Here is a 26,477-nt window from a genome sequence, read left to right on the forward strand (position 1 = left end):
TCCGCGAAACAGAAGCCAGGGTCGTCATTCGTCCAATTTCGCAGCCACTGCTTCTGTTTCGCGATGCGCCTGCGGGGGATTAGGACAGCGTCGCCCGCACGCACACCGTGATGTAGGGCAGCGCAAGGCCGCCGGCGTTGGCCAACGCGGGATGGGTGGTCAGCAACTCGCGCACTTGGTCGAGCGTCTTGGTACGCACCTGGGTCGGCGAGGTGATGCAGTAGCTGCGCGACGCGACCAGATCGATCAGTGCTTGCGGCGTAAGGTAATTCGTCCACTCCACCTGATGGCGATCCACGTCGGTGAACGGCTCGGGCAGTGTCACGTGGTCGCGCATCGGGTCGCCGTCGCGGCCGATGATGCTGCCCAATTCCCTTACCCAGCCGGATCGCTCGTCGCGGGTGTTCCACACCAAACCCAGTCGGCCGCCCGGCCGCAGCACCCGGGCCAGCTCGGGAATCGCTCGCGCCGGATTGAACCAATGCCACGCCTGCGCGACGAGCACCGCGTCAACACTGTTGTCCGCCAACGGAATTTCCTCCGCAGTACCGAGCAGCGCGGGGGTGTCGGGCAGGGATGTGCGCAGCACTTCCAGCATCTCGGCGATCGGGTCGACGGCGACCACGTCCAGCCCGCGCTCCACCAGTCGGCTGGTCAGCTTGCCGGTCCCGGCGCCGAGGTCGAGCACGTCGCGGGCGCCGGGCGGCAGCAGCCAGTCGATCGCCTCAGGCGGATACGACGGGCGCCCACGCTCGTACGCGGCCGCTTCAGAGCCAAATGACAGTGAGCGGGCCTGGGGAGACTGAGTCACCGCGAACACGCACCCTTCGCCGCGGCCAAATCCAGGGTCTGCCTGACCAATGCCCCGACCGCGTCGGTCTCCACCAGGAATCCGTCGTGTCCGTAGATCGAATCGACCACCTGAAGCCCGTCGCATCCCGGTAGCAGCGCGGCCAGTTCCTCCTGCAGCCGCAGCGGATAGAGCCGGTCGGAGGTGATGCCACCGACCACTGTCGGCACCGGACAGCCGCGCAGGGCCGCCTCGACACCGCCGCGGCCCCGACCGACGTCGTGACTGGACAGCGATTCGGTCAGCACCACGTAGCTGCCGGCGTCGAAGCGCGATACCAGCTTGTCGCCTTGGTGCTCCAGATAGCTCTGCACCGCGTAGCGGCCACCCAACGACGGATCCTCGTCACCCTGAGCCTCATTGGCGAACCGCGTGTCCAGCTCCACCTCGCCGCGGTAGGTCAGGTGGGCGAAGCGGCGGGCGATCTCTAACCCGGCGTCTGGGCTGCGACCGGTGTCGTAGTAGTCGCCACCCTGCCAGTTCGGGTCGGCCTTGATCGCCGCGATCTGCGTGCACTGCGTCCCGATCTGGTCGGCGGTGGCTCGCGCCCCCACCGCCAGCAACAGGCCGGCGCCTACCGCGTCGGGATGCGAAACCATCCATTCCAGCGCTCGTGCGCCGCCCATCGACCCGCCGAGCACAGCAGCGACTTCGGTGATGCCCAGCGCCGCCAGCGCGGCCACGTCAGCCTCGACCTGATCGCGGATCGAGACCAGGGGAAACCTTGAGCCCCAAGGCTTTCCATCCGAAGCCAGTGAACTCGGCCCGGTCGAGCCGCGGCAGCCGCCCAGCACGTTCGTGGCGACCGCGCACCATCGGTCGGTGTCGATCGGCGCGCCCGGGCCCGCGATTCCGTCCCACCAACCCGGCGTGGGGTGCCCGCGTCCTGCCGGCCCGGTGATGTGCGAGTCGCCGGTCAGTGCGTGCAGGACCACGACGACGTTGTCGCGGGTTGGTGACAGCTCGCCCCAACGCTGCACCGCGATGCTGACGTCGTCGAGCACCACGCCGTTTTCCAAGGTCAGCGAGCCCACATCGACGATGCCGACCTCGCCTTCGGCGGGCAGCGTCTGTGTCGGCATGTCAGAGATTGTCACCTTGCGCCTCCTCGTCAAAGGGCCGGCTCAGAACGCCGCCGCGGCATGCGGATCGCGGTCGCCGGCAGCTGAGACACCGCCAAATGGGCGAGCGGCGGCGAAGCCGAGTTCGAGGTCGGCCAGGATGTCGTCGATACCTTCGATACCCACCGCCAGCCGCACCAATCCGGGGCTGACCCCGGCGGACAGCTGCTCGGCGGCGCTGAGCTGAGCGTGGGTCGTCGACGCCGGGTGAATCACCAGCGACCGCACGTCACCGATGTTGGCGACGTGGCTGTGCAACTTCAGCGCGTTGACAAACGCCTTGCCGGCCTCGACCCCGCCGTTTAGCTCGAAGGACAACACGGCGCCAGTTCCCTTGGGCGCCAGCTGCTTTGCCCGCTCGTGCCACGGCGAGCCCGGCAGTCCCGCGTAGTTGACCGACAGCACCTGGTCATGGCCGTCCAGGTATTCGGCGACCCGCTGCGCGTTGGCGACGTGCCGCTCGATGCGCAGGCTCAGCGTTTCCAGGCCTTGGGCAACCAGGAACGCGTTGAACGGCGAGGCCGCCGAACCCAGGTCACGCAGCAGTTGTACCCGCGCCTTGAGCGCGAACGCCGGCGGCCCGAGCTCGGCGTACACCACCCCGTGGTAGCTGGGGTCGGGGACGGTGAATCCGGGAAAGCGGCCCTGCGTCCAGTCGAATGTGCCGCCGTCGACGATCACTCCAGCGATCGCTGCGCCGTGGCCACCGAGATATTTGGTGGCCGAATGCACCACGATGTCGGCGCCGTGGGCGATCGGCTGGATCAGGTACGGGGTGGCGACGGTGTTGTCGACGATCAGCGGTACACCGCTCTCGTGCGCCACTGCGGAGACGCCCGGGACGTCCAGGATGTCGATCTTCGGATTGGAGATCGTCTCGGCGAAGAACGCCTTGGTGTTGGGTCGCACCGCGGCCCGCCACGAGTCCAGGTCGTCGGGGTCTTCCACGAAGCTGACCTCGACGCCCAGCTTGGGCAGCGAGTAGTGGAACAGGTTGTACGTGCCGCCGTAGAGCCGTGGACTGGACACGATATGGTCGCCGGCGGCCGCCAGGTTGAGGATCGCGAACGTCTCGGCCGCCTGGCCGGAGGACAGGAACAGAGCGGCCACGCCGCCCTCCAGCGCGGCGATGCGCTGTTCGACGACGTCGGTGGTCGGGTTGCCGATGCGGGTGTAGATGTTGCCCGGTACTTCCAGCCCGAACAGCGCCGCGGCGTGCGAGGTGTCCTCGAAGACGTAGGACGTGGTCTGGTAGATCGGCAGCGCGCGGGCGCCGGTGGCCGGGCAGGGTTGCTGGCCGACGTGGATCTGTTTGGTCTCGAACAACCAGTGCTCGGTGGGATCGGGGGTGTTATCGGAGCTCATGGTTGGTTGCTTTCGTCAGAAGTGTGGTCGTTTTGCTGCGGCGGCCGGGGACGTCATGTCAACCACGACGTCGACCAGCGGTCCGGTTCAGCAGCTACGACGCATGATGGCCCAGCCCACGTAGGTGCGCATCAGGTTTCCCTGTCTACTCCGGGGGGCCCATCACGGCGGACCCGCGCTTGCCGCGTAGCCGGTGATGGCTACGAAACCTGGTCCTCACCCGGAGCACCCCACCGCGGTTGGAGGGTTGCCGGCCAGCAAGCCGGGGCTTGACGCTGGCGCTCATGACCAAAGTGGAGCTTAGCTCATCAAGGCGAATGCGTGCCAGCGGCCGGATCGAGGTCGACAGCAGCGGAAACACCCTTGATAACGTGGCAGCAAGATTGACCGCGAACCCCTCAGGATCTAACCGATACCGGGAGAAACCACTGTGAGCGCCGACCAGCCGACCATCATCTACACGCTGACAGACGAGGCGCCCCTGCTGGCGACCTATGCGTTTCTCCCGATCGTGCGGGCATTCGCCGAACCGGCCGGCATCAAGATCCAGACCAGTGACATCTCGGTGGCGGCGCGGATCCTGGCCGAATTCTCCGACTACCTGACCGACGAGCAGAAGGTGCCCGACAACCTGGGTGAGCTAGGCCGGCTGACCAAGGACCCCGACACCAACATCATCAAGTTGCCCAACATCAGCGCGTCGGTGCCGCAGCTGGCGGCCGCGGTCAAGGAGCTGCAGGGCAAAGGATTCAAGATTCCTGACTACCCGCAGAGCCCGAAAACCGACGAGGACAAGGAAATCCGCGACCGCTACGCCAAGTGTCTCGGTAGCGCCGTGAATCCCGTTCTGCGACAGGGTAACTCGGACCGCCGCGCGCCCAAGGCGGTCAAGGAGTATGCCCGCAAGCACCCTCACAGCATGGGGGAGTGGTCACAGGCATCGCGCACGCATGTGGCGACCATGAAGACCGGCGACTTCTACCACGGCGAGAAGTCGATGACGCTCGACCGCGACCGCGACGTCAAGATGGAACTGAAGACCAAGAGCGGCAAGACAATCGTGCTCAAGCCGAAGGTATCGCTGCACAACGGCGACGTCATCGACAGCATGTACATGAGCAAGAAGGCGCTCATCGATTTCTACGAGGCGGAGATCGAGGATGCCTACAAAACCGGCGTGATGTTCTCACTGCACGTCAAGGCCACCATGATGAAGGTCAGCCACCCCATTGTGTTCGGGCACGCCGTCAAGACCTTCTACAAGGAGGCTTTCGACAAGCACCAGGAGTTGTTCGACGAGCTGGGTGTCAACGTCAACAACGGACTGGTCGACCTGTACGACAAGATCCAGACGCTGCCGGCCTCGCTGCATGACGAGATCATCCGCGATCTGCACGCCTGCCACGAGCACCGGCCCGAACTGGCGATGGTCGATTCGGCCAAGGGCATCAGCAACTTCCATTCACCGAGCGACGTGATCGTCGACGCGTCGATGCCGGCGATGATCCGTGCCGGCGGCAAGATGTATGGCGCCGACGGACGCCAGAAGGACACCAAGGCGGTCAACCCGGAGTCCACGTTCTCCCGCATCTACCAGGAGATCATCAACTTCTGTAAGACGCACGGCCAATTCGACCCGACCACGATGGGCACCGTGCCCAACGTCGGACTGATGGCGCAGCAGGCCGAGGAATACGGTTCGCACGACAAGACTTTCGAGATCCCTGAGGACGGTGTCGCCGACATCGTCGACCTCGAGTCCGGCGAAGTGCTGCTCAGCCAGAACGTCGAAGAGGGCGACATCTGGCGGATGCCGATCGTCACCGACGCGGCGATCCAGGACTGGATCAAGCTGGCCGTCACCCGGGGCCGCAACTCCGGCATGACCGTGCTGTTCTGGCTGGACACCGAACGGCCCCACGAGGCCGAGCTACGCAAGAAGGTCAAGGCAGCCCTGAAAGAGCTGGACACCGAGGGTGTGGACATCAACATCATGCCCCAGGTATGGGCGATGCGGTACACGCTGGAGCGGGTGATGCGCGGTCAGGACACCATCGCCGCGACCGGAAACATCTTGCGCGACTACCTGACTGACCTCTTCCCGATCCTGGAGCTGGGGACCAGCGCCAAGATGCTGTCGATCGTGCCGCTGATGGCCGGTGGCGGAATGTACGAGACCGGGGCCGGCGGCTCGGCGCCTAAGCATGTGCACCAGCTGGTCGAGGAGAATCACCTGCGGTGGGACTCACTCGGCGAATTCCTGGCGCTGGGAGCATGTTTCGAGGACATCGGGATCAAGACCGGCAACGAGCGGGCGAAGATTCTCGGCAAGACACTCGACGACGCGATCGGCACGCTGCTGGACAACAACAAGAGCCCGTCGCGCAAGACCGGCGAGCTCGACAACCGCGGCAGCCAGTACTACCTGGCGCTGTACTGGGCGCAGGAACTCGCCAAGCAGGACGACGACGAGGAACTGCGCGAGCACTTCGCCGCGCTTGCCGAGGAGCTGGGCAAGGACGAGGAAGCGATCGTCTCCGAACTCGCTGAGGCGCAAGGCGAATCGGTCGACATCGGCGGCTATTACCGGCTCGACGACGACAAGACCATCGCGGTGATGCGGCCGAGCAAGACGTTCAACGCCGTCCTGGCGTCCGCGCGCAAAGACTGAGCCGCCGGGAGGGATTGGGCCTCAGTCCACCAGGCCGCGCAGCGTCTCGATCAGCTTCACCCGCTCGTTAGCGGTCGCCGCGACCGGCACCACGTTCAAGGTGGTCACACCCGCCTCGCGGAAGGCCGCGATTCGTTCCTTGACGAATCCCGGCGTTCCGATCAGCGAGACGTCGCGGACCAGCTCGTCGGGCACCGCCTTGGCGGCGGCTTCCTTGTCGCCGGCGAGGTAGAGCTCCTGGATGCGGTCGGCCTGCGGCCCGTAGCCGTACCGGGTGGCCAGCGTGTGGTAGAAGTTCTTGCCCTTGGCGCCCATGCCGCCGATGTAGAGCGCGAGATGCGGCTTGACGATTTCCCTCAGCGGCTCGACGTTTTCGCCGATCGCCAGCGTCGGTCCGGCGTACACATCGAGGTCGCCCAACGCCGGGTCGCGCTTGGACCGGCCCTCGGTCAACGCCTTGCCCCAGACGTCGTGCGCCTTCTCCGGAAGGAAGAAGATCGGCTGCCACCCCTCGGCGAGTTCGGCGGCCAGCTCGACGTTCTTGGGTCCCAGCGCGGCGATCAGAATCGGAATGCGTTCGCGGACAGGCTTATTGATCAGCTTCAAGGGCTTGCCCAAGCCGGTGCCGCGATCGGCCGGCAACGGGATCTCGTAGTGCTCGCCCTGGTACTGCAGCTTCTCGCGCCGCCAGACCGCGCGGCAGATCTCGATGACCTCACGGGTACGCGCGATCGGTGCGTCGTAGCGAACGCCGTGAAAGCCCTCGATTACCTGCGGTCCCGAAGCGCCGAGGCCCAGGGTGAATCGACCATCGGAGACATAGTCCAGCCCGGCTGCGGTCATCGCGGTCAGCGTGGGCGTGCGGGTGTAGAGCTGCAGGATGCCCGAGGCCAGCTCGACCCGGTCGGTGCTGGCCGCCAGGTAGCCGAGCCCGCTCACCGCGTCGTACGAATACGCCTCGGGAACAAAGACGATGTCCAATCCGGCGCGCTCCAGGTCGGCCACCTCGGCGGCGACCTCCTTGAAGCCGCCCGCGTAGTTGATCCCTAATCCGATGCGCATGCCTGGCTGCTCCCTCTGCTTTAGGCCCGGGCGAACTGGTCGGCCAGTTCGACGGCTTCCTGCTGGATTCTCGGAAATTGTGCGCCCATCGCTTCGGACAACGCCGTCGCTCCGGAAAGCGGTCGCACCATCACCTTAAAGTCGTCGATCAGACCGTCCGCATTGACGTGGATGAAGTCGCAGCCGTTGACCGTGACGCCGGGGGCGCCAACGATCCCGGTCTCGAACTCCAGCGCGTGCAGACCGGTCTCGGCGTCGTGGATTTCGCGCACGTAGCGGAAGTTTTCGAAGACCCGCAGCACCCCGCGAAGGATCGCCGCCGTGATCGGCTTGCCGGCGTAAGGCTTGAAGGCCACCGGGCTGGTGAACACGACGTCTTCGGCGAGCAGGGCCTGGATGGCGGCTTCGTCGCGATTTTCGACCGCCGTGCGGAACGGGTGCATCGGATACCTCGAATGGTCAATTTGTTGAATAGGTGGTGCCTGACACTAGCGAATAATCAACTTTTTTACTAGTAGCGGATACGATGACCACATGTCGTTGCGTGACGCCGTGCTGGCGGCTCTGCTCGAGGGGGAGTCGTCCGGCTATGACCTGGCCAAAGACTTCGACGCCTCGGTGGCGAACTTCTGGATGGCCACACCGCAGCAGCTGTACCGGGAGCTCGAGCGGTTGGCCGAACAGGGCCTGATTCGGGCGCGCATCGTCGAGCAGGAGCGCCGGCCCAACAAGCGGATGTTCTCGCTCACCGAGGCGGGATACGAGGAGATCCGCCGGTTCACCGCCCGGCCGCCGAAGCCGTCGGCGATCCGCGACGATCTGCTGATCAAAGTGTCGGCCTTCGACGTCGGCGACGCCGCCGCGGTTCGCGACCTGATCACCGAACGCCGCGACCGGGCCGAGGCGAAGGTGCAACGCTACGAACGTCTGCGCACCCGAATTCTCGGCGGTCGCAGTGAAGAGGAATTCCTGGCCACGGCCACGCGGGTCGGGCCGTATCTGACGTTGATGCGCGGGATTTCCTACGAAGAAGAGAACGTTCGGTGGGCCGAACGCGCACTGGCAATCGTCGAGCAGCGCGCACGCGCCGGTTCGGCGACCTAGCTTGCGGGCGGGTTGTCGACCGCGCGCGGTCGCTGGATGTGCTCGGACAGGAAGTCGTTGATGACGTCGGTGACTCGCGCCGGCGCCTCGAACATCGGGATGTGGCCGACGCCGTCGAGTTCGGTGATGCGGGTGTCGGGTGGCAACTGGGCCTGGAAGTAACGGTGCGAGCGGGGCGCGGGGAACACCCGGTCCTTCTCGCAGAGCACCAGATGTGCGGGCACCGCGGTCTGGGCCAACTCGATGAGGCCGGGGTTCCATAGCGACTTGACCAGCAGCTGGAAGTAGGCGGGACAGTGCGCCACGTCGTCGACAATCGCCGCGAGCTGCTCGTCGGTGACACCGTCGGGGGTGCCGCTGATCGGCAGCGTGGACAGCTGGCGGGTGAAGGGTAGGCGCAGCGCCTTGGGCCCCAGGAACCGGGCGAACACCCAGAACGGCATGCCCGCCACGAACTTCGCGATCACCTCGAACTTGGCCGGCGTCCAGCGCGTCCACCCGCCGGCGGGCGCGATGCCGGTGACCGTGCGGGCCCGTCCGCGGCGTTCCAGTTCGAAGGCCACCCAACCGCCGAGCGAGTTGCCGACGATATGGGCGGTGTCCCAGCCCAATTGGTCGAGCTGTCGTTCGACGTGATCGGCCAGCACCGCCGAACTCAGAAACCAGGTGCCGGACTTGGGGCCGCCGTTGTGGCCCGCCATCGTCGGGGCGAAGACCTCGTAGGAGCCGGTATCGGCCAATTGCTGCGCGACGTCGTTCCAGACCAGCTGCGAGATCAGGAACGGATGCAGCAGCACGACCGGTTCGCCTGAGCCGAGATGGATGGGTGCGTGGGTAGGCACCGAAGGCGACGGGGAGTGAGCGGAGCTCACGAGCGAGGAGCCGAGCTAGAAGTCACAGTGCGACAGTAAAGGCGATACCCGCGGTACTGCAAGAAGCCCCGGTGCGGGCGTGAAAAGATTGAGCCATCATGAATGACGCGCCTAGGTCCAGCCGGGTTTTCTCCGGTGTGCAGCCCACCTCCGATTCGCTCCACCTAGGAAATGCGTTGGGCGCCGTCACCCAGTGGGCGCAGCTGCAAGACGATCACGACGCGTTCTTCTGCGTCGTCGACCTGCACGCCATCACGATTCCGCAGGACCCCGAGACGCTGCGGCGTCGAACCCTGGTGACCGCCGCCCAGTATCTCGCGCTCGGCGTCGACCCGGCCCGCAGCACGATCTTCGTGCAGAGCCATGTGCCGGCCCACACGCAGTTGGCCTGGGTGCTCGGCTGCTTCACCGGTTTCGGCCAGGCTTCCCGGATGACGCAGTTCAAGGACAAGTCGACGCGTCAGGGCAGTGACGCGACCACCGTCGGCCTCTTCACCTACCCGGTGCTGCAGGCCGCCGACGTGCTGGCCTACGACGCCGAGTTGGTCCCGGTCGGCGAAGACCAGCGTCAGCACCTCGAGTTGGCCCGCGACGTCGCGCAGCGGTTCAACAGCCGCTACCCGGACACGTTCGTCGTTCCGGAGGTCCTGATTCCCAAGGCCACCGCGAAGATCTACGACCTGCAGGACCCGTCGTCGAAGATGAGCAAGTCCGCCGCCACCGATGCGGGGCTGATCAGCCTGCTCGACGCTCCGGCCGTGTCCGCCAAGAAGATTCGCTCCGCGGTGACCGACAGCGAGCGCGAGATCCGCTACGACCCGGTGGCCAAGGCCGGCATCTCGAACCTGCTGAGCATTCAGGCCGCGGTCACCGGCGCCGACATCGCGAAGCTGGTCGACGGCTACGCCGGACGCGGGTACGGCGACCTGAAGAAGGACACCGCGGAAGCCGTCGTGGAGTTCGTCACCCCGATCAAGACGAGGGTCGACGAATTACTCAGCGACCCAACAGAACTGGAGGCGGTGTTGGCTGCCGGCGCGGCGCGGGCCGAGGACGTGGCTAGCAAGACCGTAGACCGGGTATACGACCGGCTGGGCTTTTTACCGCGACGTCCGTAGCGAGAGGTCATGAGCGAACCGGCCAAAGCAGGCATCCTCGATCGACTGCGGGCGCGGTACGGATGGTTCGACCACGCGATGCGGGCCAATGACTGGTTCGACGAATGCCAGGGCAATTTCTTCGCGGCCGGGCTGACGTACTACACGATCTTCGCGTTGTTTCCCTTGCTGATGGTCGGTTTCAGCGTCGCCGGATTTCTGCTGTCCCGACGGCCCGACATGCTGAGGGCGATCGACAACAAGGTCAGGCATGCGGTGCCGGGCGCCCTGGGGCAGCAGATGCTCGACCTGATGAACTCGGCGATCGCCGCGCGCGCGTCGGTCGGAGTGATCGGCTTGGTGGTCGCATTGTGGGTCGGCCTGAACTGGATGAGTAATCTTCGGGTGGCGTTGACCCAACTGTGGCGGCAGAACGACGGGTCGCAGGGATACATCCGCACCAAGTTCTCCGATCTGGGCGCCATGGTGTCGTCGTTCGTGGCGATTTTCGCGACGCTCGCGCTCAGCGCGCTGGCCGGTGCGGGGCCGATGGCGCGAATGTTGCACGCGCTGGGTGTGCGCGACCTGCCGGTGCTGGACGCGATCCTTCGCAGCGCCTCGTTACTGGTGTCATTCCTGTTGTCGTGGTTGGTGTTCGGCTGGATGATCGGGCGACTGCCGCGGTATCCGGTCGACGTCCGTAGCTCCGTGCGGGCGGCGTTGCTCGCGGCAATCGGCTTCGAGCTGTTCAAGTTGGTCGCGTCGATCTACTTGAAGTCCGTGCTGCACAGCCCGGCCGGCGCCACGTTCGGGCCGGTGTTGGGTTTCATGGTGTTCGCGTACATCACGGCACGGCTATTGCTTTTCGCGACGGCGTGGGCGGCGACGTCGAACCCGAGCCCGGACGATGCGCCCGACTAGCTCACCACTTTCAGGCCCGCGATGCAGCCGACGACACCGGCGATCAGCAGCACCTTGGCCGGCGAGGCCGTCTCCTCGCCGGTCAGCATCGCGTACGCGACGGTGAGCACCGCGCCGACGCCGACCCAGACGGCGTAGCTGGTCCCGGTCGGCAGCGTGCGCATGGCGAACGCCAACCCGCCCATCGAAAACAGCAGTGCCACAGCGAAAATCAGCGACGGGATCAGCCGGGAGAATCCGTCGGATCGGTCCATCGCGGTCGCCCACACGGCCTCGAGCACACCGGATGCCACCAAGATCAGCCACGCCATCGCACGCCCCTCTACCAGCTGCCGTTTGCCAAGACCGCGCTGACTCGATAATCCGCCTCCAGCACAACGAGATTGGCATTGTCACCCACGCGCACGCCGCCGGCCCCCCCGATACCGAGAGCCCGTGCCGAAGTCGTCGATGTCATGCGTACGGCCGCGATCAGCGCGGCGTCGCGGTCTGCGCCGAGGCCTGCCGCCGTCGCGAAGAGTCGGTCCATGGTCGCGGTGCTTCCGGCGATCGTCGAGGTGCCGCTCACCCGGGCGATACCGTCGACGACGTCGACCGCCATTGGGCCCAGCCGATATTTGCCGTCCTCGGCGCCCGCCGCGGCGATGGCATCGGTGACCAGCGCGACGCGGTCGGCCCCGGCTGACTGGACCGTCGCGTGCACCACGGCGGGATGGACGTGGACGCCGTCGGCGATCAACTCGACGGTCACCCGGGGATCCTCCAGCAGCGCCAGAGCCGGACCCGGCTCGCGGTGGTGCAGCGGCCGCATCGCGTTGAACAGATGCGTGCCGACCGTGGCGCCCAGGTCGATCGCGCGTCGGGTCTGCTCGTAGGTGGCATCGGTATGACCGAGCGCCACAACCACTCCGGCGTCGAGGAGTTGGGTGATCGCATCGCCGCTGCCCTTACGCTCGGGTGCGAGGGTGACCATCCGGATCGCCCCGTCGCCGGCGCTCAGCAGCGCGTCGATCTCGGCGGACGTCGGGTCTCGCATCGCGGTGAGGTCGTGCGCCCCGCAGTGTGCTGCGCTAAGCCACGGCCCCTCCAGATGAATGCCGGCGATAGCCCCGTCACGGGTCGCCTCGGCGAGCGTGCGGACCCCCGCCAACAGATCGGCCGGGGCCGCGGTCACCAGGCTGGCCAGAGTGGTGGTCGTCCCGTGCGCGCGGTGAAAGGCGGCCGCTCGCAACACCTCTGAGACATCGCCGGCGAGGTAGGAGGCGCCGCCGCCGCCGTGCACATGGATGTCCACGAAACCGGGCACGACCGTCGCGTCGGGCAGATCGACGTCGGGCGAGTGCGGCGCCGGGCCCGCGCCGCAGCCCACGATCGTGGCGCCGGACGTGCGCACCCAGCCGGGCCGGCAGACGCCCTGTTCGAGTACGACGGTCCCGGCCGCGATCAGCGGCATGCGGGTATATCCGTTGCCGCGCTGGGGGTTTCGTCGGGCCAGCGGCCGTTGTTCTCCCAGAAGTGGCGGATCTCCTCCAGTTGTCGCCCCTTGGTTTCGGGGGCGAAGCGGTAGATGAGGACGAACCCGGCGACGGCGAGCAGCCCCAGAATAGTGAACATCCCCGCGCCACCGAGGTTGTTCAGCATGGTCAAAAACGTCGACTCGATCAGCGCGTTGGCCGTCAGATTGGCGGTGAGCATGGCGCTGGAGCCCAGGGAGCGCAAGTGGGCCGGGAAGCTCTCACCGGCGTAGACCCAGACCAAGGCGCCGAAGCCGAAGGTGAATCCCATGGTGAAGGTGATCAGCCCGACATAGCCGAGGCCGGACACCGCAGTGGATTTGGCCGCGAACACGCCGATCATGATGGCGTCACCGACGATCATCGCGGCGATGCCGGACAGCAGGATAGGCCGCCGTCCGATCCGGTCGACCAGCAGCAGCGAGGCCAACACCGCGGCCAGCGAAGCCAGCTGGATCAGCGCGGGCAGCACCAGCAACGAGAAGTTGCCTTGAAATCCCATGGCTTCGAACAGGAGCGGGCTGTAGTAGATGATTCCGTTGATGCCGCTCAGCTCGGCGAAGAAGCCGAGCCCGACCACGAACGCGGTGGCGCGCAAGTAGGGCATCCGCAGCATCTCGAGGATTGATCCACCGCGTTCTTCGCGCATCGCATCGGCGATCTCGGCAAGTTCCTGTTCGACGTCGCGGTTCGGCTCTACCCGAAGCAGTGCCGTGCGCGCGTCGTCCGTGCGATTTTTGAACAGATACCACCGCGCGGTGTCGGGCATGTTGGCCAGCAGCGGCAGGACCAGCAGCGCCGGCACGGCCGCGAGCCCGAGCATCCAGCGCCAGCTGCCCGAATCCGCCAGCACGAAGGCGGAGAGGTAGCCCCCGATGATCCCGAGGATGGTCGCCACCTGATACGTGACCAGCATCGAACCCCGCAATCGCGCGGGTGCCGATTCCGCGATGAACACCGGGGTCACGACCGCCGACAGCCCGATCGTCATCCCGAGCGCCATCCGCGCGGTCATCAGCCACGGCATGGACACGGCGGCGGCGCCCAGCAGCGAAAACACCGCATATCCGCCTGCCACCAGCATCATTGACCGCTTGCGCCCGATCGCGTTGGCCAGAAATCCGCCGCTGAGCGCACCGCAGATCTCACCGATGACCACCATCGTCGTCAGAAGTTCCTGCTTGCGGACGGTGAGGCTGAAATCGTTGGTGATGAACATCAGCGCGCCGGCGATGTTGGACAGGTCGTAGCCGCAGATGATGCCCAGGGCCGCCGCGGCGACCGCGATCAGCAATCGCCGCCGGGTTCGCAGTGACTCGCCGATGCGGCTCACAATCTCCCCTCCGGGTAGCCGCCCGGTCCACGGTCGCTGCTTAGTGCTGCGGCCGTCGGTTCATCGAACGCGCCACCATAATCAAGCCGAACACGACGACCGTACCGATCACCGCGACACCGACCCTAACCGGCAACGCGTCGACGCTGGGTATCAGCGCGGCCGCGTCTGCGGCGGGGCCGCCGCCATTCTCGCCTCCCGCGGCGGTCTTCGGCGCGGCCAGTGACGGGTCGGGTTCGATCAGCGTTCCCACTCGGGTGCCCGGCGCGGTCGCGAACCCGTAATCCAGCAGATGGGCGGCCTGCTGCCACGGCGCGATCGGCTGCCGGGTGCCGTGAAGCAACACCGCCATCAGTCGCCGTCCGTCGCGATTGGCGGCGCCGACGAAGGTCTGGCCGGCGTCGTCGGTGTAGCCGGTCTTGCCGCCCAGCGCTCCCGGGTAGTGATACAGCAGCTGGTTGTCGTTCTCCAGCTCGTAGCCCGGGCTGTCGCCGTGCCCGGGGAAGTCGAACTTCTCGGTGTGCACGATGTCGGCGAAAGTCGGGTTCTCCCAGGCATATCGGTAGAACAGCCCGATGTCGTAGGCCGACGTGCTCATCCCAGGGCCGTCCAGCCCCGACGGGGTCGCGGCGCGGGTGTCTTTGCCGCCGAGTTTGGCGGCCAGCGCGTTGATCTTGTCGACCGCCACCGGCATGCCGCCCAACTGCATCGACAGCGAGTGCGCGGCGTCGTTGCCGGAATGCATCAGCAGGCCGTGCAGCAGTTGGTTGACGGTGTAGGTGCCACCGGGCGCGACGCCGACCTTGGTGCCTTCGGCCGAGGCGTCCTCGGGGGTGCCGTCGACGGCCTTGTTGAGGTTGAGTTCGCGCAGCGACGCCATCGCGACCAGGACCTTGATCACGCTGGCCGGGCGATGACGGCCGTGCGGGTCGCGCGCGGCGATGACGGCCCCGCTGTCCAGGTCGGCCACCACCCACGCCTCGGCCGAGATGTCGCCGGGCACCGGTGGCGTGCCGGCGGCGGTGACCACGCCGCAGCCGCCCAGCGAGTTGCCGCCGATCGGCGACGGCGGCACCGGGAGTGGCAACGGTGGCTCGCCGGCCTGCGGGACTTCCGAGGAGTCGACGGCGGCCGGGGTCGCGACCTTGTATGGGCAGATGTCGGGTGCCGGGGGCTCGGCGAGCGCCGCGGGCATGCCGAGCAGCGCGGGGGTACTCAGCAAGAAACCAGCTGCTGCCAGGCATGACGCAGTTCTGAAGATCGCCACCGTGTGCAGAGTAGGCGATCGGCGGGCCGATTCCGGGGAGCCGCGCTGTGACTGGTGTTACGGATGTTGCAGATCGAGGTAACAGATCCCGGCTCCCGCGATGCGGCCCAGCCACAGCCGTCCCGGGGTTTCCACCACCCCGGTGGCCAGACCGAAGTCGGGATGCTGGGTGTGTAGCTGGGCCACGACGTGCCCGTCGTCGGGGTCGAAACCGACGACCCACACCGTCGGCTTCGGATCGGGCAGCCACCGGTAGGGCAACAGGCGCCACATCACGCTGCGGATGATCGGTGCGCGCGGGCCCAGCCATTCGTTGAGTGCGTTGCGATCCGAGACCAGCGCCACCCAGATGCGACCGTCCAGACCGGTGGAGATGTTGTCGGGGTAGCCGGGCAGCTCGCTGACCAACGGGGTGATGGTGCCGGCCCGGTCGCCGGTCAGCCAGTACTTCGAAACTCGGCAGCCGGCGCTCTCGGCGAACACCACCGCCGACTCGTCGGCGGTCAACGTCACGCCGTTGGCGAAATACAAGCCGCCGGCCAACTCGCTGACCGTCCCGTCGGTGCCACGCCGGAACAGCGCGCCGCTCGGGCGTCCCTCGATGACCGAGCCCTTGTAGTACTCGTAGTAGAAGCGGCTCGTCGACTCGGTGAAAAAGATTGTGCCGTCCGATGATTCGACCACGTTGGAACAGAACGACAGCGGGCGTCCGTCGATGTCGGCGACCAGGGTCTCCATCGAGTCGCTGGACGGGTCGTAGCGCAGCAGTCCGCGGTGACTGTCGCAGATCAGCAGCCGGCCGTCGCGGGCCACGGCCAGGCCGAGCGGTCGCCCGCCGGTGTCGGCGACCACCTGCACCGAGCTTCCGTCGGGGCTGATCCGGACGATGCGCCCGTCCTCGACGCCGGTGAAGATGTTCCCGTCGGTATCGGCGACCACGTCCTCGGCGGCGGTGCCCGGCACGTCGATAATGTGCAGCGCCGCAGTGACATCCGGCTCGGGCAGCGGCCGCGAAGCCGGTGGTTGCCAGCGGACCGGGGCGATAGGGGGTTTAGTCATTGGGCGCCGCTCCTCCTCATCGCCGCGCTCTGCATCGTCGCCGGCGCGCTCATAGCGCGCCTTTCAGCACGGGGCGCAGGATGGATTCGATGGTGTCGAACTCGGGTTGCCCGCTGATCAGCGGCGGCGCGATGACGACGACGGGGTCGCCGCGGTCATCGGTCCGGCAGTAGAGCCCGGCGTCGAATAGCGACGACGCGATGTGCGGCAACAGTTTTGCGGCCTGCTCGCGGGGGAAGGTTTCGCGGGTAGCCCGGTTCTTGACCAACTCGATCGCGTAGAAGTAACCCTCGCCGCGGACGTCGCCGACGATCGGCAGGTCGTACAGCCGCTCCAACGTTGCTCGCAGCGCCGGCGCCTGACGCTTGACGTTGGCGTTGATGCCCTCGCGCTCGAAGATGTCGAGGTTGGCCAGCGCGACCGCCGCCGACACCGGATGGCCGCCGAACGTGTAGCCGTGCGGGAACACCGTCGCGCCGTCGTCGAACGGTTCGAACAGCCGGTCGCTGGCGACCATCGCGCCGATCGGCGAGTACCCCGACGTCAGGCCTTTGGCGCAGGTGATGACGTCGGGCTGGTAGCCAAAGTCGGTGCAGGCGAACATCGATCCGATCCGGCCCCAGGCGCAGATCACCTCGTCGGACACCAGCAACACGTCGTAGTGGTCGCAGATCTCGCGTACCCGCTCGAAGTAGCCCGGTGGCGGCGGGATGGAGCCGCCGGCATTCTGCACCGGTTCGAGGAACACCGCGGCGACGGTATCGGGCCCTTCGAATTCGATCGCCTCGGCGATCCGGTCGGCCGCCCATTGCCCGAATGCCTTTGGGTCGGAACACAATAACTCGGGCGCGCGGTAGATGTTTGTGTTCGGCACGCGGACTCCGCCGGGCGTCAGCGGCTCGAAGGGCGTCTTGTAGGCCGGCAGGCCGGTGATCGCGAGCGCTCCGTGCTGGGTGCCGTGGTAGGCGACGGCACGCGAAATCACCTTGTACTTGCCGGGTTTGCCGGTCAGCTTGTAGAACTGCTTGGCCAGTTTCCACGCCGCCTCGACGGCCTCGCCCCCGCCGGTAGTGAAGAACACGCGATTCAGGTCGCCCGGGGCGTAGCCGGCGATCCGGTCGGCCAATTCGATCGCGGGCGCAGTCGCGTACCCCCACAGCGGAAAGTAGGCCAGCGTGCCGGCCTGGCGGGCGGCCGCCTCGGCCAGCTCGGCGCGGCCGTGCCCGACCTGCACAACGAACAGTCCGGACAGGCCGTCGAGGTAACTCTTGCCGGCGTCGTCGAAGATCGTCACGCCCTCGCCGCGGGCGATGATCGGCGGCCTGATGTCCGGGCCGTGCTTGGCGAAATGCAGCCAAAGGTGATCAGTCATGTGACACGTTGCCGCGCAAAGCGTTTCAACTCGGCTGACAGCGCGTCGGCCTCCAGCAGCACGGGAGCCAGACCCGGGTCTTTCATCCGGGCGGTGAAGGCCAGTTCGATGGTGACATCGTGGTCGGGGCGGTACTCGATCGTGATGCCGTCACCAGCGCGTACCTGACCCGACGACAGCACCCGGAAATACGCGCCGGGCGCTCCCGCTTCGGTGAATGTCTTGATCCAATGCGGCCGGTCCAGGAACGACGCGAACGTCCGGCACGGAGTGCGGGGGGCGGAGACTTCCAGCAGCAACGTGCCGGTCCCGATGCGCCATCGCTCGCCGATCCTGGTCTGGGTCAGGTCGACACCGACCGTGGTGAGGTTCTCGCCGAACATGCCGTTGTCGAGGACGACGCCGAGTCGTGATTCCCAGGCATCAAGATCTTCGCGGGCGTAGGCATACACCGCCTGGTCGGGTCCGCCGTGCAGCTTGGGATTGCCGATGGTGTCACCGATCAGGCCACTGGCATCGTGCTGCGCGTGCCCGGGTGGGCGGACCAGGACGGCGTCCTCGACGGGTTGCTTGTCGATGCCGGTCAGCGGCGACCGCGCACGCGGATCGGGATTGACGCGGGGCCGTGCGACATTGACCGACAAGACGTGCACCCGCTCACAATAGCGGCGACACCCACCGGCGATTGAGCGTTACGCTCGTGAAATGACCTCCGCCCAGGTCAACGAATTCGAAGCGCTGCGGCCCCATCTCATGTCGGTCGCGTACCGCCTGACCGGTACCGTCGCCGACGCCGAAGACATCGTGCAGGATGCCTGGCTGCGCTGGCAGGGCCACGACGGCGAAATCGCCGATCTGCGAGCGTGGTTGACGACGGTCGTCAGCCGGCTCGGGCTCGATCGCCTGCGCTCGGCCGCGCACCGGCGGGAAAGCTATGTGGGCCAGTGGCTGCCGGAGCCGGTGGTGACCGGGTTCGACGGCGACGATCCGCTGTCGGTGGTGGTCGCCAACGAGGATGCCCGGTTCGCGGCGATGGTGGTGCTGGAACGTCTGTCGCCCGATCAGCGTGTCGCGTTCGTCCTGCACGACGGGTTTGCGGTGCCGTTCGACGAGGTCGCGGAGGTGCTGGGGACAACCGCCGCGGCCGCGCGGCAACTCGCGTCGCGGGCTCGCCGGGCGGTGAGCGCCGAGCCGCCGCCGAAACCCGATCCCGCGCACAACGAGGTGGTCGGCAAGCTGATGGCCGCCATCACCGCCGGGGACATGGCCGCCACCGTCGCGCTGTTGCATCCGGGCGTGACGTTCACCGGCGATTCGAACCGCGTCGCGCCGACCGCGGCCCGCGTCATTCACGGACCCGACAAGGTCGCGCGGTTCCTGTTCGGGCTCGCGCGCCGATACGGGCCCGCGTTCATGACCACGAGCCAGCTGGCGCTGATCAACGGTGAACTCGGGGCCTACACCGCGGGTTCGCCGGGTGACGACGAGTATCAGGAGATCATGCCGCGGATCACCGCGATCACCGTGCGCGACGGAAAGGTAAGCGCGCTATGGGATATCGCGAACCCGGACAAGTTCACCGGTTCGCCGCTGGCGAGTCCGCCCACGGAACGCGACACGAATCGCCCGAGCTGAAGCCCTGCTCGGTGATGCCCAGCGCGGAATTCATCCGGGCGCGCATGTTCTCGATTCCGATCTGGTAGGTCAGCTCGATCACGCCGTCGTCGCCGAAGCGGGCACGCAGATCGGCGACCTGTTCGTCGGTGACGGAGTGCGGATCCGTCGTCATCGCGTCGGCGTAGGCGACCGCAGCCCGCTCGTCGGCGGTGAAACGCGGTGATGTGGCGTAGTTGTCGATGTCGGTGAGGCGCTCGATGTCGAGCCCGTCCAGGCGCTGCAGCATCGACCCGAAGTCGACGCACCACGAGCAGCCGACCGTGCGCGCGGTCCAGAACACCGCCAACTCGCGAACATTGGCCGGCAACCGCCGCGATGCCGACTGCAGCATGCCCTCGTGCACGGCGTTGGCGACCAGCAGCCGTGGATGATGCGCGACGACCGCGAACGGCTCAGGGACTTCGCCGAATCGCCGCTTGGCGTAGCGGTACATCGCGCGGACCAGCCAGTTGGTTCGTTTCGGGGGCAGTGGTTCGATGCGGGTTTTCTGTGTCATACCAATCAGACGAGGCAGCCCGCGAAGGTGTGACAGGCGCTCAGCGGGTGAACATCAGCGCGCGCTTGACCTCTTGGATCGCCTTGGTCACCTCGATGCCCCGCGGGCAGGCGTCGGTGCAGTTGAACGTGGTGCGGCAGCGCCAGACGCCGTCGACCTCGTTGAGGATGTCGAGCCGCTCGGCGGCGCCCTCGTCGCGGCTGTCGAAGATGAACCGATGCGCGTTGACGATCGCGGCCGGGCCGAAGTAGCTGCCCTCGTTCCAGAACACCGGGCAGCTGGTGGTGCACGCCGCGCACAGGATGCACTTGGTGGTGTCGTCGTAGCGGGCGCGATCGGTCTGGCTCTGAATTCGTTCCCGCGTCGGGGGATTGCCGGACGTGATCAGGTAGGGCTTGACCGCGCGGTAGGCGTCGAAGAACGGCTCCATATCGACGATCAAGTCCTTCTCCACCGGCAGGCCGCGGATCGGCTCGATCGTGATCGTGATGCCATTCTTGGACTTGCCCGTCTTGGCCTTGCTGGGCAGTAGGTCGCGCATCAGCATCTTGCAGGCCAGCCGGTTGACGCCGTTGATCCGCATCGCGTCGGATCCGCAGACGCCGTGCGCGCAGGAGCGCCGGAAGGTCAGCGTGCCGTCGAGGTAGCTCTTGACGTAGATCAGCAGATTGAGCACCCGGTCGGTCGGTAGGCACGGCACCCGGAAACTCTGCCAGCCACCGGAATCGGCGTACTGGTCTGGGTTTTCGGGATTGAAGCGGGCGATTTTCAGCGTCACCATCACCGAACCCTCAGGGATAGCGGGCAACGGCGGGTCGCCGACGGGCGCCGTCTGGGCGTCGGAACTCATCAGTACTTCCGCTCCTTGGGTTCGTAACGGGTCTGCACGACGGGTTTGAAATCCAGCCGGATGTCGCTGAGCAGATCGGGGCGGTGCTTGTCAGGCCCAATCTCCTTGTAGGCCATGGTGTGCCGCATATAGTTGACGTCATCGCGATTCGGGTAGTCCTCGCGAGCATGGCCGCCGCGAGATTCCTTGCGGTTCAACGCTCCGACGACGGTGACTTCGGCGAGCTCCAAGAGGAAGCCGAGCTCGATGGCTTCCAGTAGGTCGCTGTTGAAGCGCTTCCCCTTGTCGTGCACCGAGATTCGGGAATACCGCTCCTTGAGCGCGTGGATGTCGGTGAGCGCCTGCTTCAGGGTCTCCTCGGTGCGGAACACCGCGGCGTTGTTGTCCATCGTCTGCTGCAGCGCACCGCGGATGTCGGCGACCCGCTCGTTGCCGTGCTCGGACAGGATGTCGCCGACCCAGCCGGTCACCATCGTGGCCGGGTTCGGCGGCATCTCGACGAAATCGTGGCCCTTGGCATAGGCGGCCGCGGCGATGCCGGCCCGACGGCCAAAGACGTTGATGTCCAACAGCGAATTGGTGCCGAGCCGGTTGGCGCCATGCACCGAGACGCAGGCGCATTCGCCGGCGGCGTACAGGCCCGGCACGGTGTTGCTGTTGTCCCGCAACACCTGACCGGTGATCGTGGTCGGGATGCCGCCCATCACGTAGTGACACGTCGGGTAGACCGGCACGAGTTCCTTGACGGGGTCGACTCCGAGGTAGGTGCGGGCGAATTCGGTGATGTCGGGCAGTTTGGCGTTGAGCACCTCTTCGCCGAGATGGCGGACGTCGATGTAGACGTAGTCCTTGTGCGGACCGGCGCCGCGGCCCTCGAGTACTTCGCGGACCATCGAACGGGCGACGATGTCGCGGGGCGCCAGGTCGACGATCGTCGGTGCGTAGCGCTCCATGAAGCGTTCGCCGTCGCCGTTGAGCAGCCGGCCACCCTCGCCGCGCACGGCCTCGGAGATCAAGATGCCCAGCCCGGCCAGGCCGGTCGGGTGGAACTGGTGAAATTCCATGTCTTCCAAGGGAAGCCCCTTGCGGAACACGATCCCGATGCCGTCCCCGGTCAGCGTGTGCGCGTTCGACGTGGTCTTGTACATTCGGCCCGATCCGCCGGTGGCGAGCACGACGGCCTTGGCGTGGAAGACGTGAATGTCACCGGTGGCCAGTTCGTATGCCACGACGCCAGTGGCCACCGGGCCGTTCGGGGTCTCGGTGAGCACCAGGTCGAGGGCGTAGAACTCGTTGAAGAACTCGACGTCGTGTTTGACACAGTTCTGATACAGCGTCTGCAGGATCATGTGGCCGGTACGGTCTGCGGCATAACAGGATCGGCGCACCGGCGCCTTGCCGTGGTCGCGGGTGTGCCCGCCGAAGCGACGCTGGTCGATGCGGCCTTCGGGGGTGCGGTTGAACGGCATCCCCATCTTCTCCAGGTCGAGCACCGCGTCGATGGCTTCCTTGCACATCACCTCGACCGCGTCCTGGTCGGCGAGGTAGTCACCGCCCTTGACGGTGTCGAAAGTGTGCCATTCCCAGTTGTCGTCTTCGACGTTTGCCAGCGCCGCGCACATGCCGCCCTGTGCCGCGCCGGTGTGGCTGCGGGTCGGGTAGAGCTTCGTCAAAACCGCTGTGCGGACCCGGGGTCCGGCTTCGACGGCCGCCCTCATCCCGGCTCCGCCGGCGCCGACGATCACCACGTCGTATCGGTGTTCGCTAATCATGGCGCCGCGCCTCCTCATCGCTTCGCTCTGCATCGTCGCCGGCGCGAATCATGGCGCCGCTCCTCCTCATCGCTTCGCTCTGCATCGTCGCCGGCGCGAATCACGGTCAGCCTCCGATGTTGGGGTCGAACGTCAGCAGCACATAGGTCCCGAGCACCAGCGTGAACACCATCGACAACACCAGCAGGCTGTTCAGCCAGAAGCGGGTGGAGTCCTTGCGGCTGTAATCGTCGATGATGGTGCGCAGGCCGTTGCCGCCGTGCAGCTGGGCCAGCCAGAGCAGCAACAGGTCCCAGGTCTGCCAGAACGGCGAATGCCACCGCTGCGCAACGTAGTTGAAGTCGATGCGGTAGACGCCGTCCTCCCACATCAGCATCACGAAGAGATGTCCGAGCGCGAGGAACACCAGCACGATGCCGGAGAACCGCATGAACAGCCAGGCGTATTTCTCGAAGTTCGGCATGCCGCTGCGTCGGCGCGGGGATCGCGGGTTGTCCAGGCCGGCCGGGCGGTCGTGGCTGCGCTGCCGGACCGGCGCGACCTGGCGCTCTTGAATCTGCGGCCGCGGCTGCAGGGAAGGTGAGCTCATCGGAAGTGCTCTGTCATGTGGATGGCGACGACCACCGCGGCGGGCACCACGACCAGCACCCACACGATGCCGATCGCCCACAGCATCTGGCGTTGATAGCGCGGGCCCTGCCCCCAGAAGTCGATCAGGATGACGCGGATGCCGTTGAGCGCGTGATAGAGCACCGCAGCGACCAGCCCGAGTTCCATCAGGCCGACGAGCGGTGTCTTGTACGTCGAGACGACCTCGTTGTAGGCCTGCGGGCTGATCCGGACCAGTGCGGTGTCGAGCACGTGGATGAACAGGAAGAAGAAGACGGTGGCACCTGTGATGCGGTGCAGGACCCAGGACCACATGCCCGGATCGCCGCGATAAAGGGTTCGGCGCAGACGGCGCATTCGCGAGGTGTGCTCCGGCGAAGCCGGATTCGCGGACGTCGTCGTCATCAGCGCTCCTCCCAAAGTGGCGACCCGCGGCGTCCGGCGTCGTCGGCCTTGCGATCGCCACGCCCTGTCGCAGTGGGCTACTCAATTTAGCCCGATTAGCGCGGCCGATCAGCCCATTCTCACCGCCGAACGATCCGCGTTGTGTCCGCCGACGCTTTTGCCCGCGCAGAATCTAGGCTGGTTGTGTGAATTAGCCGACAACGAGCGGGGTTTTCGGATGCATGGCAATTACGTGTGGTGTCGAGACCGTGGCTGACGCGATCGACTGGAAGTTGCTGCGCGACAAGGCGACTCACGCGGCGCTGGGAGCATACGCGCCCTACTCGAAGTTTCCGGTGGGCGCTTCGGCACTGGTCGACGACGGCCGGGTGATCATCGGCTGCAATGTGGAGAATGTCTCATATGGCCTAGGTCTCTGCGCGGAGTGCGCGGTGGTGTGCGCGCTGCATTCGAGCGGCGGCGGCCGACTAGTCGCGCTGGCCTGTGTCGACGGCGGGGGAGCGCCGCTGATGCCCTGCGGCCGGTGCCGTCAGGTGTTGCTGGAACACGGCGGGCCGGACTTGCTCATCGACCACCCGGACGGGCCGCGGCGGCTCGGCGATCTGTTGCCGGACGCGTTCGGTCCGCAGGATCTGGCGAATTACCGGGGCCGCGCGTGACATTCGACGCGCCGACGGTGATCAGGACCAAACGCGACGGGGGGCGGCTGTCCGACGACGCGATCGACTGGGTGATCGACGCCTACACCCGCGGGCAGGTTGCCGACGAGCAGATGTCGGCGCTGCTGATGGCGGTGTTCCTGCGCGGTATGGATTACGGCGAGACCGCGCGCTGGACCGCGGCCATGGTGGCCTCCGGCGATCGGTTCGATTTCACCGACCTACGGCGCGACGGCAAACCGGTGCGCACCGTCGACAAACATTCCACCGGCGGGGTGGGCGACAAGATCACCTTGCCGCTGGTGGCGGTGATCGCCGCGTGCGGGGGCGTCGTACCGCAGGCCTCCGGCCGCGGACTCGGGCACACCGGCGGGACCCTGGACAAGCTGGAATCGATCGCCGGCTTCACCGGCTCGTTGACCAATGCGCAAGTGCGGCAACAACTTTGCGACGTCGGCGCGGTGATCTTCGCGGCCGGTCGGCTGGCCCCCGCCGACGCGAAACTCTATGCACTGCGCGACATCACGGCCACCGTCGAATCGCTGCCGCTGATCGCCAGTTCGGTGATGAGCAAGAAGATCGCCGAAGGAGCCGGTGCCTTGGTGCTCGACGTGAAGGTCGGCTCCGGAGCGCTGATGTGCTCGGAAGCCCGATGCCGAGAGCTGGCCGAAACCATGGTCGCGTTGGGCGCCGAACATGGGTTGCCGACGCGTGCGGTGCTGACCGACATGAATCGGCCGCTGGGCGCGGCGGTCGGCAACGCGCTCGAGGTCGCCGAGGCGCTGGAGGTGTTGGCGGGCGGTGGACCATCCGACGTGGTGGCACTGACCGTGGCTCTCGCGCGCGAGATGCTCGAGCTCGCCGGCATCGACGGGCCAGATCCAGAACAGACCTTGCGGGACGGGTCGGCGATGGACCGCTTCCGGGCATTGGTGGCCGCCCAGGGCGGAGACTTGTCCGTGGAATTGCCGGTCGGCAAGTACTCCGAAACGGTGACCGCCGCACGCCACGGCACAATGGGTGACATCGACGCAATGGCAGTGGGGCTGGCGGTGTGGCGGCTCGGCGCGGGCAGATCCCGGCCGGGCGACGCGGTTCAGGCCGGCGCCGGGATCCAGATCCATCGCCGTTCCGGCACTCCGGTGACGGCCGGCGAGCCGCTGTTCACCCTGTACACCGATACGCCCGAACGGTTTCCGAGCGCGCTCGCCGAGCTGGAGGCGGGCTTCACGGTCGGTGACACGGCCCCGACCGGACGGCCCCTGATCATCGATCGGATCACCTCATGACGACACCGCTGAACCTGGACACCATCAAGAAGGCGCCCAAGGCGTTGCTGCACGACCATCTCGACGGTGGCCTGCGCCCGTCTACCGTGCTCGACATCGCGCGCCAGACCGGCTACGACGACCTGCCGGCCACCGACGTCGATGCGCTTGCACAATGGTTTCGCACCGCCTCGCACAGCGGATCGCTGGAGCGCTACCTGGAACCGTTCTCGCACACCGTCGCGGTGATGCAGACGCCTGAGTCGTTGCACCGCGTCGCCTTCGAATGCGTGGAGGACCTCTCGGAGGACTCGGTGGTCTATGCCGAGGTGCGGTTCGCCCCCGAACTGCACATCAACAAGGGGTTGTCGTTCGACGACGTGGTCGACGCGGTGCTCGCCGGGTTTGCCGACGGCGAGAAGGCGGCGTCGGCCGCCGGGCGTCCGATCGTGGTGCGCTGCCTGGTGACCGCGATGCGGCACGCCGCGCTGTCGCGTGAGATCGCCGAGTTGGCGATCCGGTTCCGGGACAAGGGCGTCGTCGGTTTCGACATCGCCGGCGCGGAAGCCGGTTACCCGCCGACCCGGCATTTGGATGCATTCGAGTATATGCGAAACCACAATGCCCGCTTCACTATTCACGCAGGAGAGGCGTTCGGGCTGCCGTCCATCCAGGAGGCGATCGCATTCTGCGGCGCCGACCGGCTGGGACATGGGGTGCGTATCGTCGACGACATCGACGTCGCCGACGACGGTGAGGTGCGGCTGGGTCGGCTCGCGTCGATCCTGCGGGACAAGCGAATTCCGCTCGAGATGTGCCCGAGCTCCAATGTGCAGACCGGAGCGGTTGCCAGCATCGCCGAGCATCCGTTCGACCTGTTGGCTCGCACGCGATTCCGGGTCACCGTCAACACCGACAACCGGCTGATGAGCGATACCACGATGACACGCGAGATGACCCATCTCGTCGAAACATTCGGCTACGGGTGGAGCGATCTGCTGCGGTTCACCGTCAACGCGATGAAGTCGGCGTTCATACCGTTCGACGAGCGGTTGGCACTCATCGACGAGGTGATCAAACCTCGTTACGCCGTGCTGGTGGGCTAGCTGCTCACTCGCGCCGCAGGCGTGACT

The 26,477-nt window shown here is 66.5% G+C and carries 25 protein-coding genes, 1 pseudogene and 1 riboswitch; of the genes and pseudogenes, 8 read left to right on the top strand and 18 right to left on the bottom strand.

What is annotated here, in order from left to right; genetic code table 11:
* Window positions 1-79: 79 nt before the first annotated feature.
* From A5658_RS26000 to A5658_RS26010, 3 genes are read right to left on the bottom strand one after another with little or no spacing between them, the layout of a single operon-like run.
* The gene (locus tag A5658_RS26000) at window positions 80-811 is read right to left on the bottom strand and encodes a class I SAM-dependent methyltransferase (RefSeq protein ID WP_067342290.1); all 732 of its coding nucleotides are present in this window, start codon (window positions 809-811) and stop codon (window positions 80-82) included.
* Window positions 808-1,947, bottom strand: coding sequence for a homoserine O-acetyltransferase (locus A5658_RS26005; RefSeq protein WP_067342176.1), 1,140 nt, complete (start codon window positions 1,945-1,947; stop codon window positions 808-810). Before A5658_RS26005 ends, A5658_RS26000 begins: the two co-directional genes overlap by 4 nt.
* Window positions 1,948-1,974: 27 nt before the next feature.
* On the bottom strand, window positions 1,975-3,336 hold the full coding sequence (locus A5658_RS26010; RefSeq protein WP_067342177.1) for a bifunctional o-acetylhomoserine/o-acetylserine sulfhydrylase: 1,362 nt from the start codon (window positions 3,334-3,336) through the stop codon (window positions 1,975-1,977).
* 170 nt (window positions 3,337-3,506) lie between these two features.
* Window positions 3,507-3,626: riboswitch (SAM riboswitch) on the bottom strand.
* A gap of 140 nt (window positions 3,627-3,766) precedes the next feature.
* On the opposite strand from A5658_RS26010, the gene A5658_RS26015 reads away from it, so the two are divergent.
* Window positions 3,767-6,007 (top strand): NADP-dependent isocitrate dehydrogenase, encoded by a 2,241-nt coding sequence (locus A5658_RS26015; RefSeq protein ID WP_067342179.1) that lies wholly within the window; start codon window positions 3,767-3,769, stop codon window positions 6,005-6,007.
* 21 nt (window positions 6,008-6,028) lie between these two features.
* Here the strand turns inward: A5658_RS26015 and A5658_RS26020 are convergent, their stop codons facing one another.
* Window positions 6,029-7,069 (bottom strand): LLM class F420-dependent oxidoreductase, encoded by a 1,041-nt coding sequence (locus tag A5658_RS26020; RefSeq protein ID WP_067342180.1) that lies wholly within the window; start codon window positions 7,067-7,069, stop codon window positions 6,029-6,031.
* 20 nt (window positions 7,070-7,089) lie between these two features.
* A complete protein-coding gene (locus A5658_RS26025; protein WP_067342182.1) occupies window positions 7,090-7,512 on the bottom strand; it encodes a nuclear transport factor 2 family protein in 423 nt (140 codons plus the stop codon).
* Window positions 7,513-7,603: 91 nt separating this feature from the next.
* Between A5658_RS26025 and A5658_RS26030 the strand changes: the two genes are divergently transcribed.
* The gene (locus A5658_RS26030) at window positions 7,604-8,173 is read left to right on the top strand and encodes a PadR family transcriptional regulator (RefSeq protein ID WP_067342183.1); all 570 of its coding nucleotides are present in this window, start codon (window positions 7,604-7,606) and stop codon (window positions 8,171-8,173) included.
* On the opposite strand, the gene A5658_RS26035 is transcribed toward A5658_RS26030, so the two are convergent.
* The gene (locus A5658_RS26035) at window positions 8,170-8,970 is read right to left on the bottom strand and encodes an alpha/beta fold hydrolase (RefSeq protein WP_067342292.1); all 801 of its coding nucleotides are present in this window, start codon (window positions 8,968-8,970) and stop codon (window positions 8,170-8,172) included. The two genes, A5658_RS26030 and A5658_RS26035, sit on opposite strands and share 4 nt — an antisense overlap.
* A gap of 173 nt (window positions 8,971-9,143) precedes the next feature.
* On the opposite strand from A5658_RS26035, the gene trpS reads away from it, so the two are divergent.
* Window positions 9,144-10,163, top strand: a complete 1,020-nt coding sequence (gene trpS, locus A5658_RS26040; RefSeq protein ID WP_067342185.1) for a tryptophan--tRNA ligase — start codon at window positions 9,144-9,146, stop codon at window positions 10,161-10,163.
* Between the two features lie 9 nt (window positions 10,164-10,172).
* Complete coding sequence (gene yhjD, locus A5658_RS26045; protein WP_067342187.1) at window positions 10,173-11,063, top strand: inner membrane protein YhjD; 891 nt, start codon at window positions 10,173-10,175, stop codon at window positions 11,061-11,063.
* On the opposite strand, the gene A5658_RS26050 is transcribed toward yhjD, so the two are convergent.
* The 7 genes from A5658_RS26050 to A5658_RS26080 are packed head-to-tail and all read right to left on the bottom strand — an operon-like array spanning window position 11,060 to window position 18,261.
* On the bottom strand, window positions 11,060-11,374 hold the full coding sequence (locus A5658_RS26050) for a multidrug efflux SMR transporter (RefSeq protein ID WP_067342189.1): 315 nt from the start codon (window positions 11,372-11,374) through the stop codon (window positions 11,060-11,062). The genes yhjD and A5658_RS26050 overlap by 4 nt on opposite strands.
* Window positions 11,375-11,385: 11 nt before the next feature.
* Window positions 11,386-12,516 (bottom strand): N-acetylglucosamine-6-phosphate deacetylase, encoded by a 1,131-nt coding sequence (gene nagA / locus A5658_RS26055; RefSeq protein ID WP_067342190.1) that lies wholly within the window; start codon window positions 12,514-12,516, stop codon window positions 11,386-11,388.
* Window positions 12,507-13,913 (bottom strand): sugar porter family MFS transporter, encoded by a 1,407-nt coding sequence (locus A5658_RS26060; RefSeq protein ID WP_369830572.1) that lies wholly within the window; start codon window positions 13,911-13,913, stop codon window positions 12,507-12,509. The genes nagA and A5658_RS26060 overlap by 10 nt, the downstream gene beginning before the upstream one ends.
* Window positions 13,914-13,950: 37 nt before the next feature.
* Window positions 13,951-15,177, bottom strand: a complete 1,227-nt coding sequence (locus A5658_RS26065) for a D-alanyl-D-alanine carboxypeptidase family protein (RefSeq protein ID WP_067342195.1) — start codon at window positions 15,175-15,177, stop codon at window positions 13,951-13,953.
* A 57-nt stretch (window positions 15,178-15,234) separates the two neighbouring features.
* The gene (locus A5658_RS26070) at window positions 15,235-16,236 is read right to left on the bottom strand and encodes an SMP-30/gluconolactonase/LRE family protein (RefSeq protein WP_067342197.1); all 1,002 of its coding nucleotides are present in this window, start codon (window positions 16,234-16,236) and stop codon (window positions 15,235-15,237) included.
* A gap of 49 nt (window positions 16,237-16,285) precedes the next feature.
* Window positions 16,286-17,608 carry an aspartate aminotransferase family protein gene (locus A5658_RS26075; protein ID WP_067342200.1) on the bottom strand — a complete coding sequence of 441 codons (1,323 nt, stop codon included), beginning with the start codon at window positions 17,606-17,608 and terminating at the stop codon, window positions 16,286-16,288.
* Entirely contained in the window at window positions 17,605-18,261 is a 657-nt protein-coding gene (locus A5658_RS26080) for an MOSC domain-containing protein (protein ID WP_067342201.1), read from the bottom strand. Before A5658_RS26080 ends, A5658_RS26075 begins: the two co-directional genes overlap by 4 nt.
* A 52-nt stretch (window positions 18,262-18,313) precedes the next feature.
* Here A5658_RS26080 and A5658_RS26085 point away from each other — a divergent pair, with 52 nt between their 5' ends.
* Entirely contained in the window at window positions 18,314-19,243 is a 930-nt protein-coding gene (locus tag A5658_RS26085; RefSeq protein ID WP_067342203.1) for a sigma-70 family RNA polymerase sigma factor, read from the top strand.
* On the opposite strand, the pseudogene A5658_RS26090 reads toward A5658_RS26085, so the two are convergent.
* The 5 genes and pseudogenes from A5658_RS26090 to sdhC form a co-directional block, all read right to left on the bottom strand.
* A pseudogene (locus tag A5658_RS26090) lies at window positions 19,185-19,814 on the bottom strand (carboxymuconolactone decarboxylase family protein); the annotation flags it as partial. The gene A5658_RS26085 and the pseudogene A5658_RS26090 sit on opposite strands and share 59 nt — an antisense overlap.
* 7 nt (window positions 19,815-19,821) lie before the next feature.
* On the bottom strand, window positions 19,822-20,631 hold the full coding sequence (locus A5658_RS26095; RefSeq protein ID WP_067342206.1) for a succinate dehydrogenase iron-sulfur subunit: 810 nt from the start codon (window positions 20,629-20,631) through the stop codon (window positions 19,822-19,824).
* Window positions 20,631-22,403 (bottom strand): succinate dehydrogenase flavoprotein subunit, encoded by a 1,773-nt coding sequence (gene sdhA, locus A5658_RS26100; protein WP_067342207.1) that lies wholly within the window; start codon window positions 22,401-22,403, stop codon window positions 20,631-20,633. The genes A5658_RS26095 and sdhA overlap by 1 nt, the downstream gene beginning before the upstream one ends.
* A gap of 106 nt (window positions 22,404-22,509) precedes the next feature.
* Window positions 22,510-22,992: a succinate dehydrogenase hydrophobic membrane anchor subunit gene (locus A5658_RS26105; protein WP_067342209.1), complete on the bottom strand. Its 483-nt coding sequence runs from the start codon at window positions 22,990-22,992 to the stop codon at window positions 22,510-22,512.
* On the bottom strand, window positions 22,989-23,369 hold the full coding sequence (gene sdhC, locus A5658_RS26110) for a succinate dehydrogenase, cytochrome b556 subunit (RefSeq protein WP_156751662.1): 381 nt from the start codon (window positions 23,367-23,369) through the stop codon (window positions 22,989-22,991). The genes A5658_RS26105 and sdhC overlap by 4 nt, the downstream gene beginning before the upstream one ends.
* Before the next feature lie 296 nt (window positions 23,370-23,665).
* Here sdhC and A5658_RS26115 point away from each other — a divergent pair, with 296 nt between their 5' ends.
* Genes A5658_RS26115 through A5658_RS26125 form a run of 3 tightly spaced genes read left to right on the top strand, consistent with a single transcriptional unit; the run spans window position 23,666 to window position 26,450 of the window.
* On the top strand, window positions 23,666-24,076 hold the full coding sequence (locus A5658_RS26115) for a cytidine deaminase (RefSeq protein WP_231997451.1): 411 nt from the start codon (window positions 23,666-23,668) through the stop codon (window positions 24,074-24,076).
* A complete protein-coding gene (locus tag A5658_RS26120) occupies window positions 24,073-25,365 on the top strand; it encodes a thymidine phosphorylase (RefSeq protein ID WP_067342212.1) in 1,293 nt (430 codons plus the stop codon). Before A5658_RS26115 ends, A5658_RS26120 begins: the two co-directional genes overlap by 4 nt.
* On the top strand, window positions 25,362-26,450 hold the full coding sequence (locus tag A5658_RS26125; RefSeq protein WP_067342214.1) for an adenosine deaminase: 1,089 nt from the start codon (window positions 25,362-25,364) through the stop codon (window positions 26,448-26,450). Before A5658_RS26120 ends, A5658_RS26125 begins: the two co-directional genes overlap by 4 nt.
* The last annotated feature ends 27 nt before the right edge of the window (window positions 26,451-26,477 follow it).

It is taken from the genome of Mycobacterium sp. 1245111.1, assembly GCF_001673405.1.
In the GTDB taxonomy this organism is placed as follows: domain Bacteria; phylum Actinomycetota; class Actinomycetes; order Mycobacteriales; family Mycobacteriaceae; genus Mycobacterium.

Excerpts from the sequence above, each read along its gene's own strand:
- A5658_RS26010 (WP_067342177.1), bottom strand. The coding sequence starts at position 3,336 with ATGAGCTCCGATAACACCCCCGATCCCACCGAGCACTGGTTGTTCGAG.
- A5658_RS26020 (WP_067342180.1), bottom strand. The coding sequence starts at position 7,069 with ATGCGCATCGGATTAGGGATCAACTACGCGGGCGGCTTCAAGGAGGTC.
- A5658_RS26025 (WP_067342182.1), bottom strand. The coding sequence starts at position 7,512 with ATGCACCCGTTCCGCACGGCGGTCGAAAATCGCGACGAAGCCGCCATC.
- A5658_RS26030 (WP_067342183.1), top strand. The coding sequence starts at position 7,604 with ATGTCGTTGCGTGACGCCGTGCTGGCGGCTCTGCTCGAGGGGGAGTCG.
- trpS (WP_067342185.1), top strand. The coding sequence starts at position 9,144 with ATGAATGACGCGCCTAGGTCCAGCCGGGTTTTCTCCGGTGTGCAGCCC.
- yhjD (WP_067342187.1), top strand. The coding sequence starts at position 10,173 with ATGAGCGAACCGGCCAAAGCAGGCATCCTCGATCGACTGCGGGCGCGG.
- A5658_RS26050 (WP_067342189.1), bottom strand. The coding sequence starts at position 11,374 with ATGGCGTGGCTGATCTTGGTGGCATCCGGTGTGCTCGAGGCCGTGTGG.
- nagA (WP_067342190.1), bottom strand. The coding sequence starts at position 12,516 with ATGCCGCTGATCGCGGCCGGGACCGTCGTACTCGAACAGGGCGTCTGC.
- A5658_RS26070 (WP_067342197.1), bottom strand. The coding sequence starts at position 16,236 with ATGACTAAACCCCCTATCGCCCCGGTCCGCTGGCAACCACCGGCTTCG.
- A5658_RS26075 (WP_067342200.1), bottom strand. The coding sequence starts at position 17,608 with ATGACTGATCACCTTTGGCTGCATTTCGCCAAGCACGGCCCGGACATC.
- A5658_RS26085 (WP_067342203.1), top strand. The coding sequence starts at position 18,314 with ATGACCTCCGCCCAGGTCAACGAATTCGAAGCGCTGCGGCCCCATCTC.
- A5658_RS26095 (WP_067342206.1), bottom strand. The coding sequence starts at position 20,631 with ATGAGTTCCGACGCCCAGACGGCGCCCGTCGGCGACCCGCCGTTGCCC.
- sdhA (WP_067342207.1), bottom strand. The coding sequence starts at position 22,403 with ATGATTAGCGAACACCGATACGACGTGGTGATCGTCGGCGCCGGCGGA.
- A5658_RS26105 (WP_067342209.1), bottom strand. The coding sequence starts at position 22,992 with ATGAGCTCACCTTCCCTGCAGCCGCGGCCGCAGATTCAAGAGCGCCAG.
- sdhC (WP_156751662.1), bottom strand. The coding sequence starts at position 23,369 with ATGCGCCGTCTGCGCCGAACCCTTTATCGCGGCGATCCGGGCATGTGG.
- A5658_RS26125 (WP_067342214.1), top strand. The coding sequence starts at position 25,362 with ATGACGACACCGCTGAACCTGGACACCATCAAGAAGGCGCCCAAGGCG.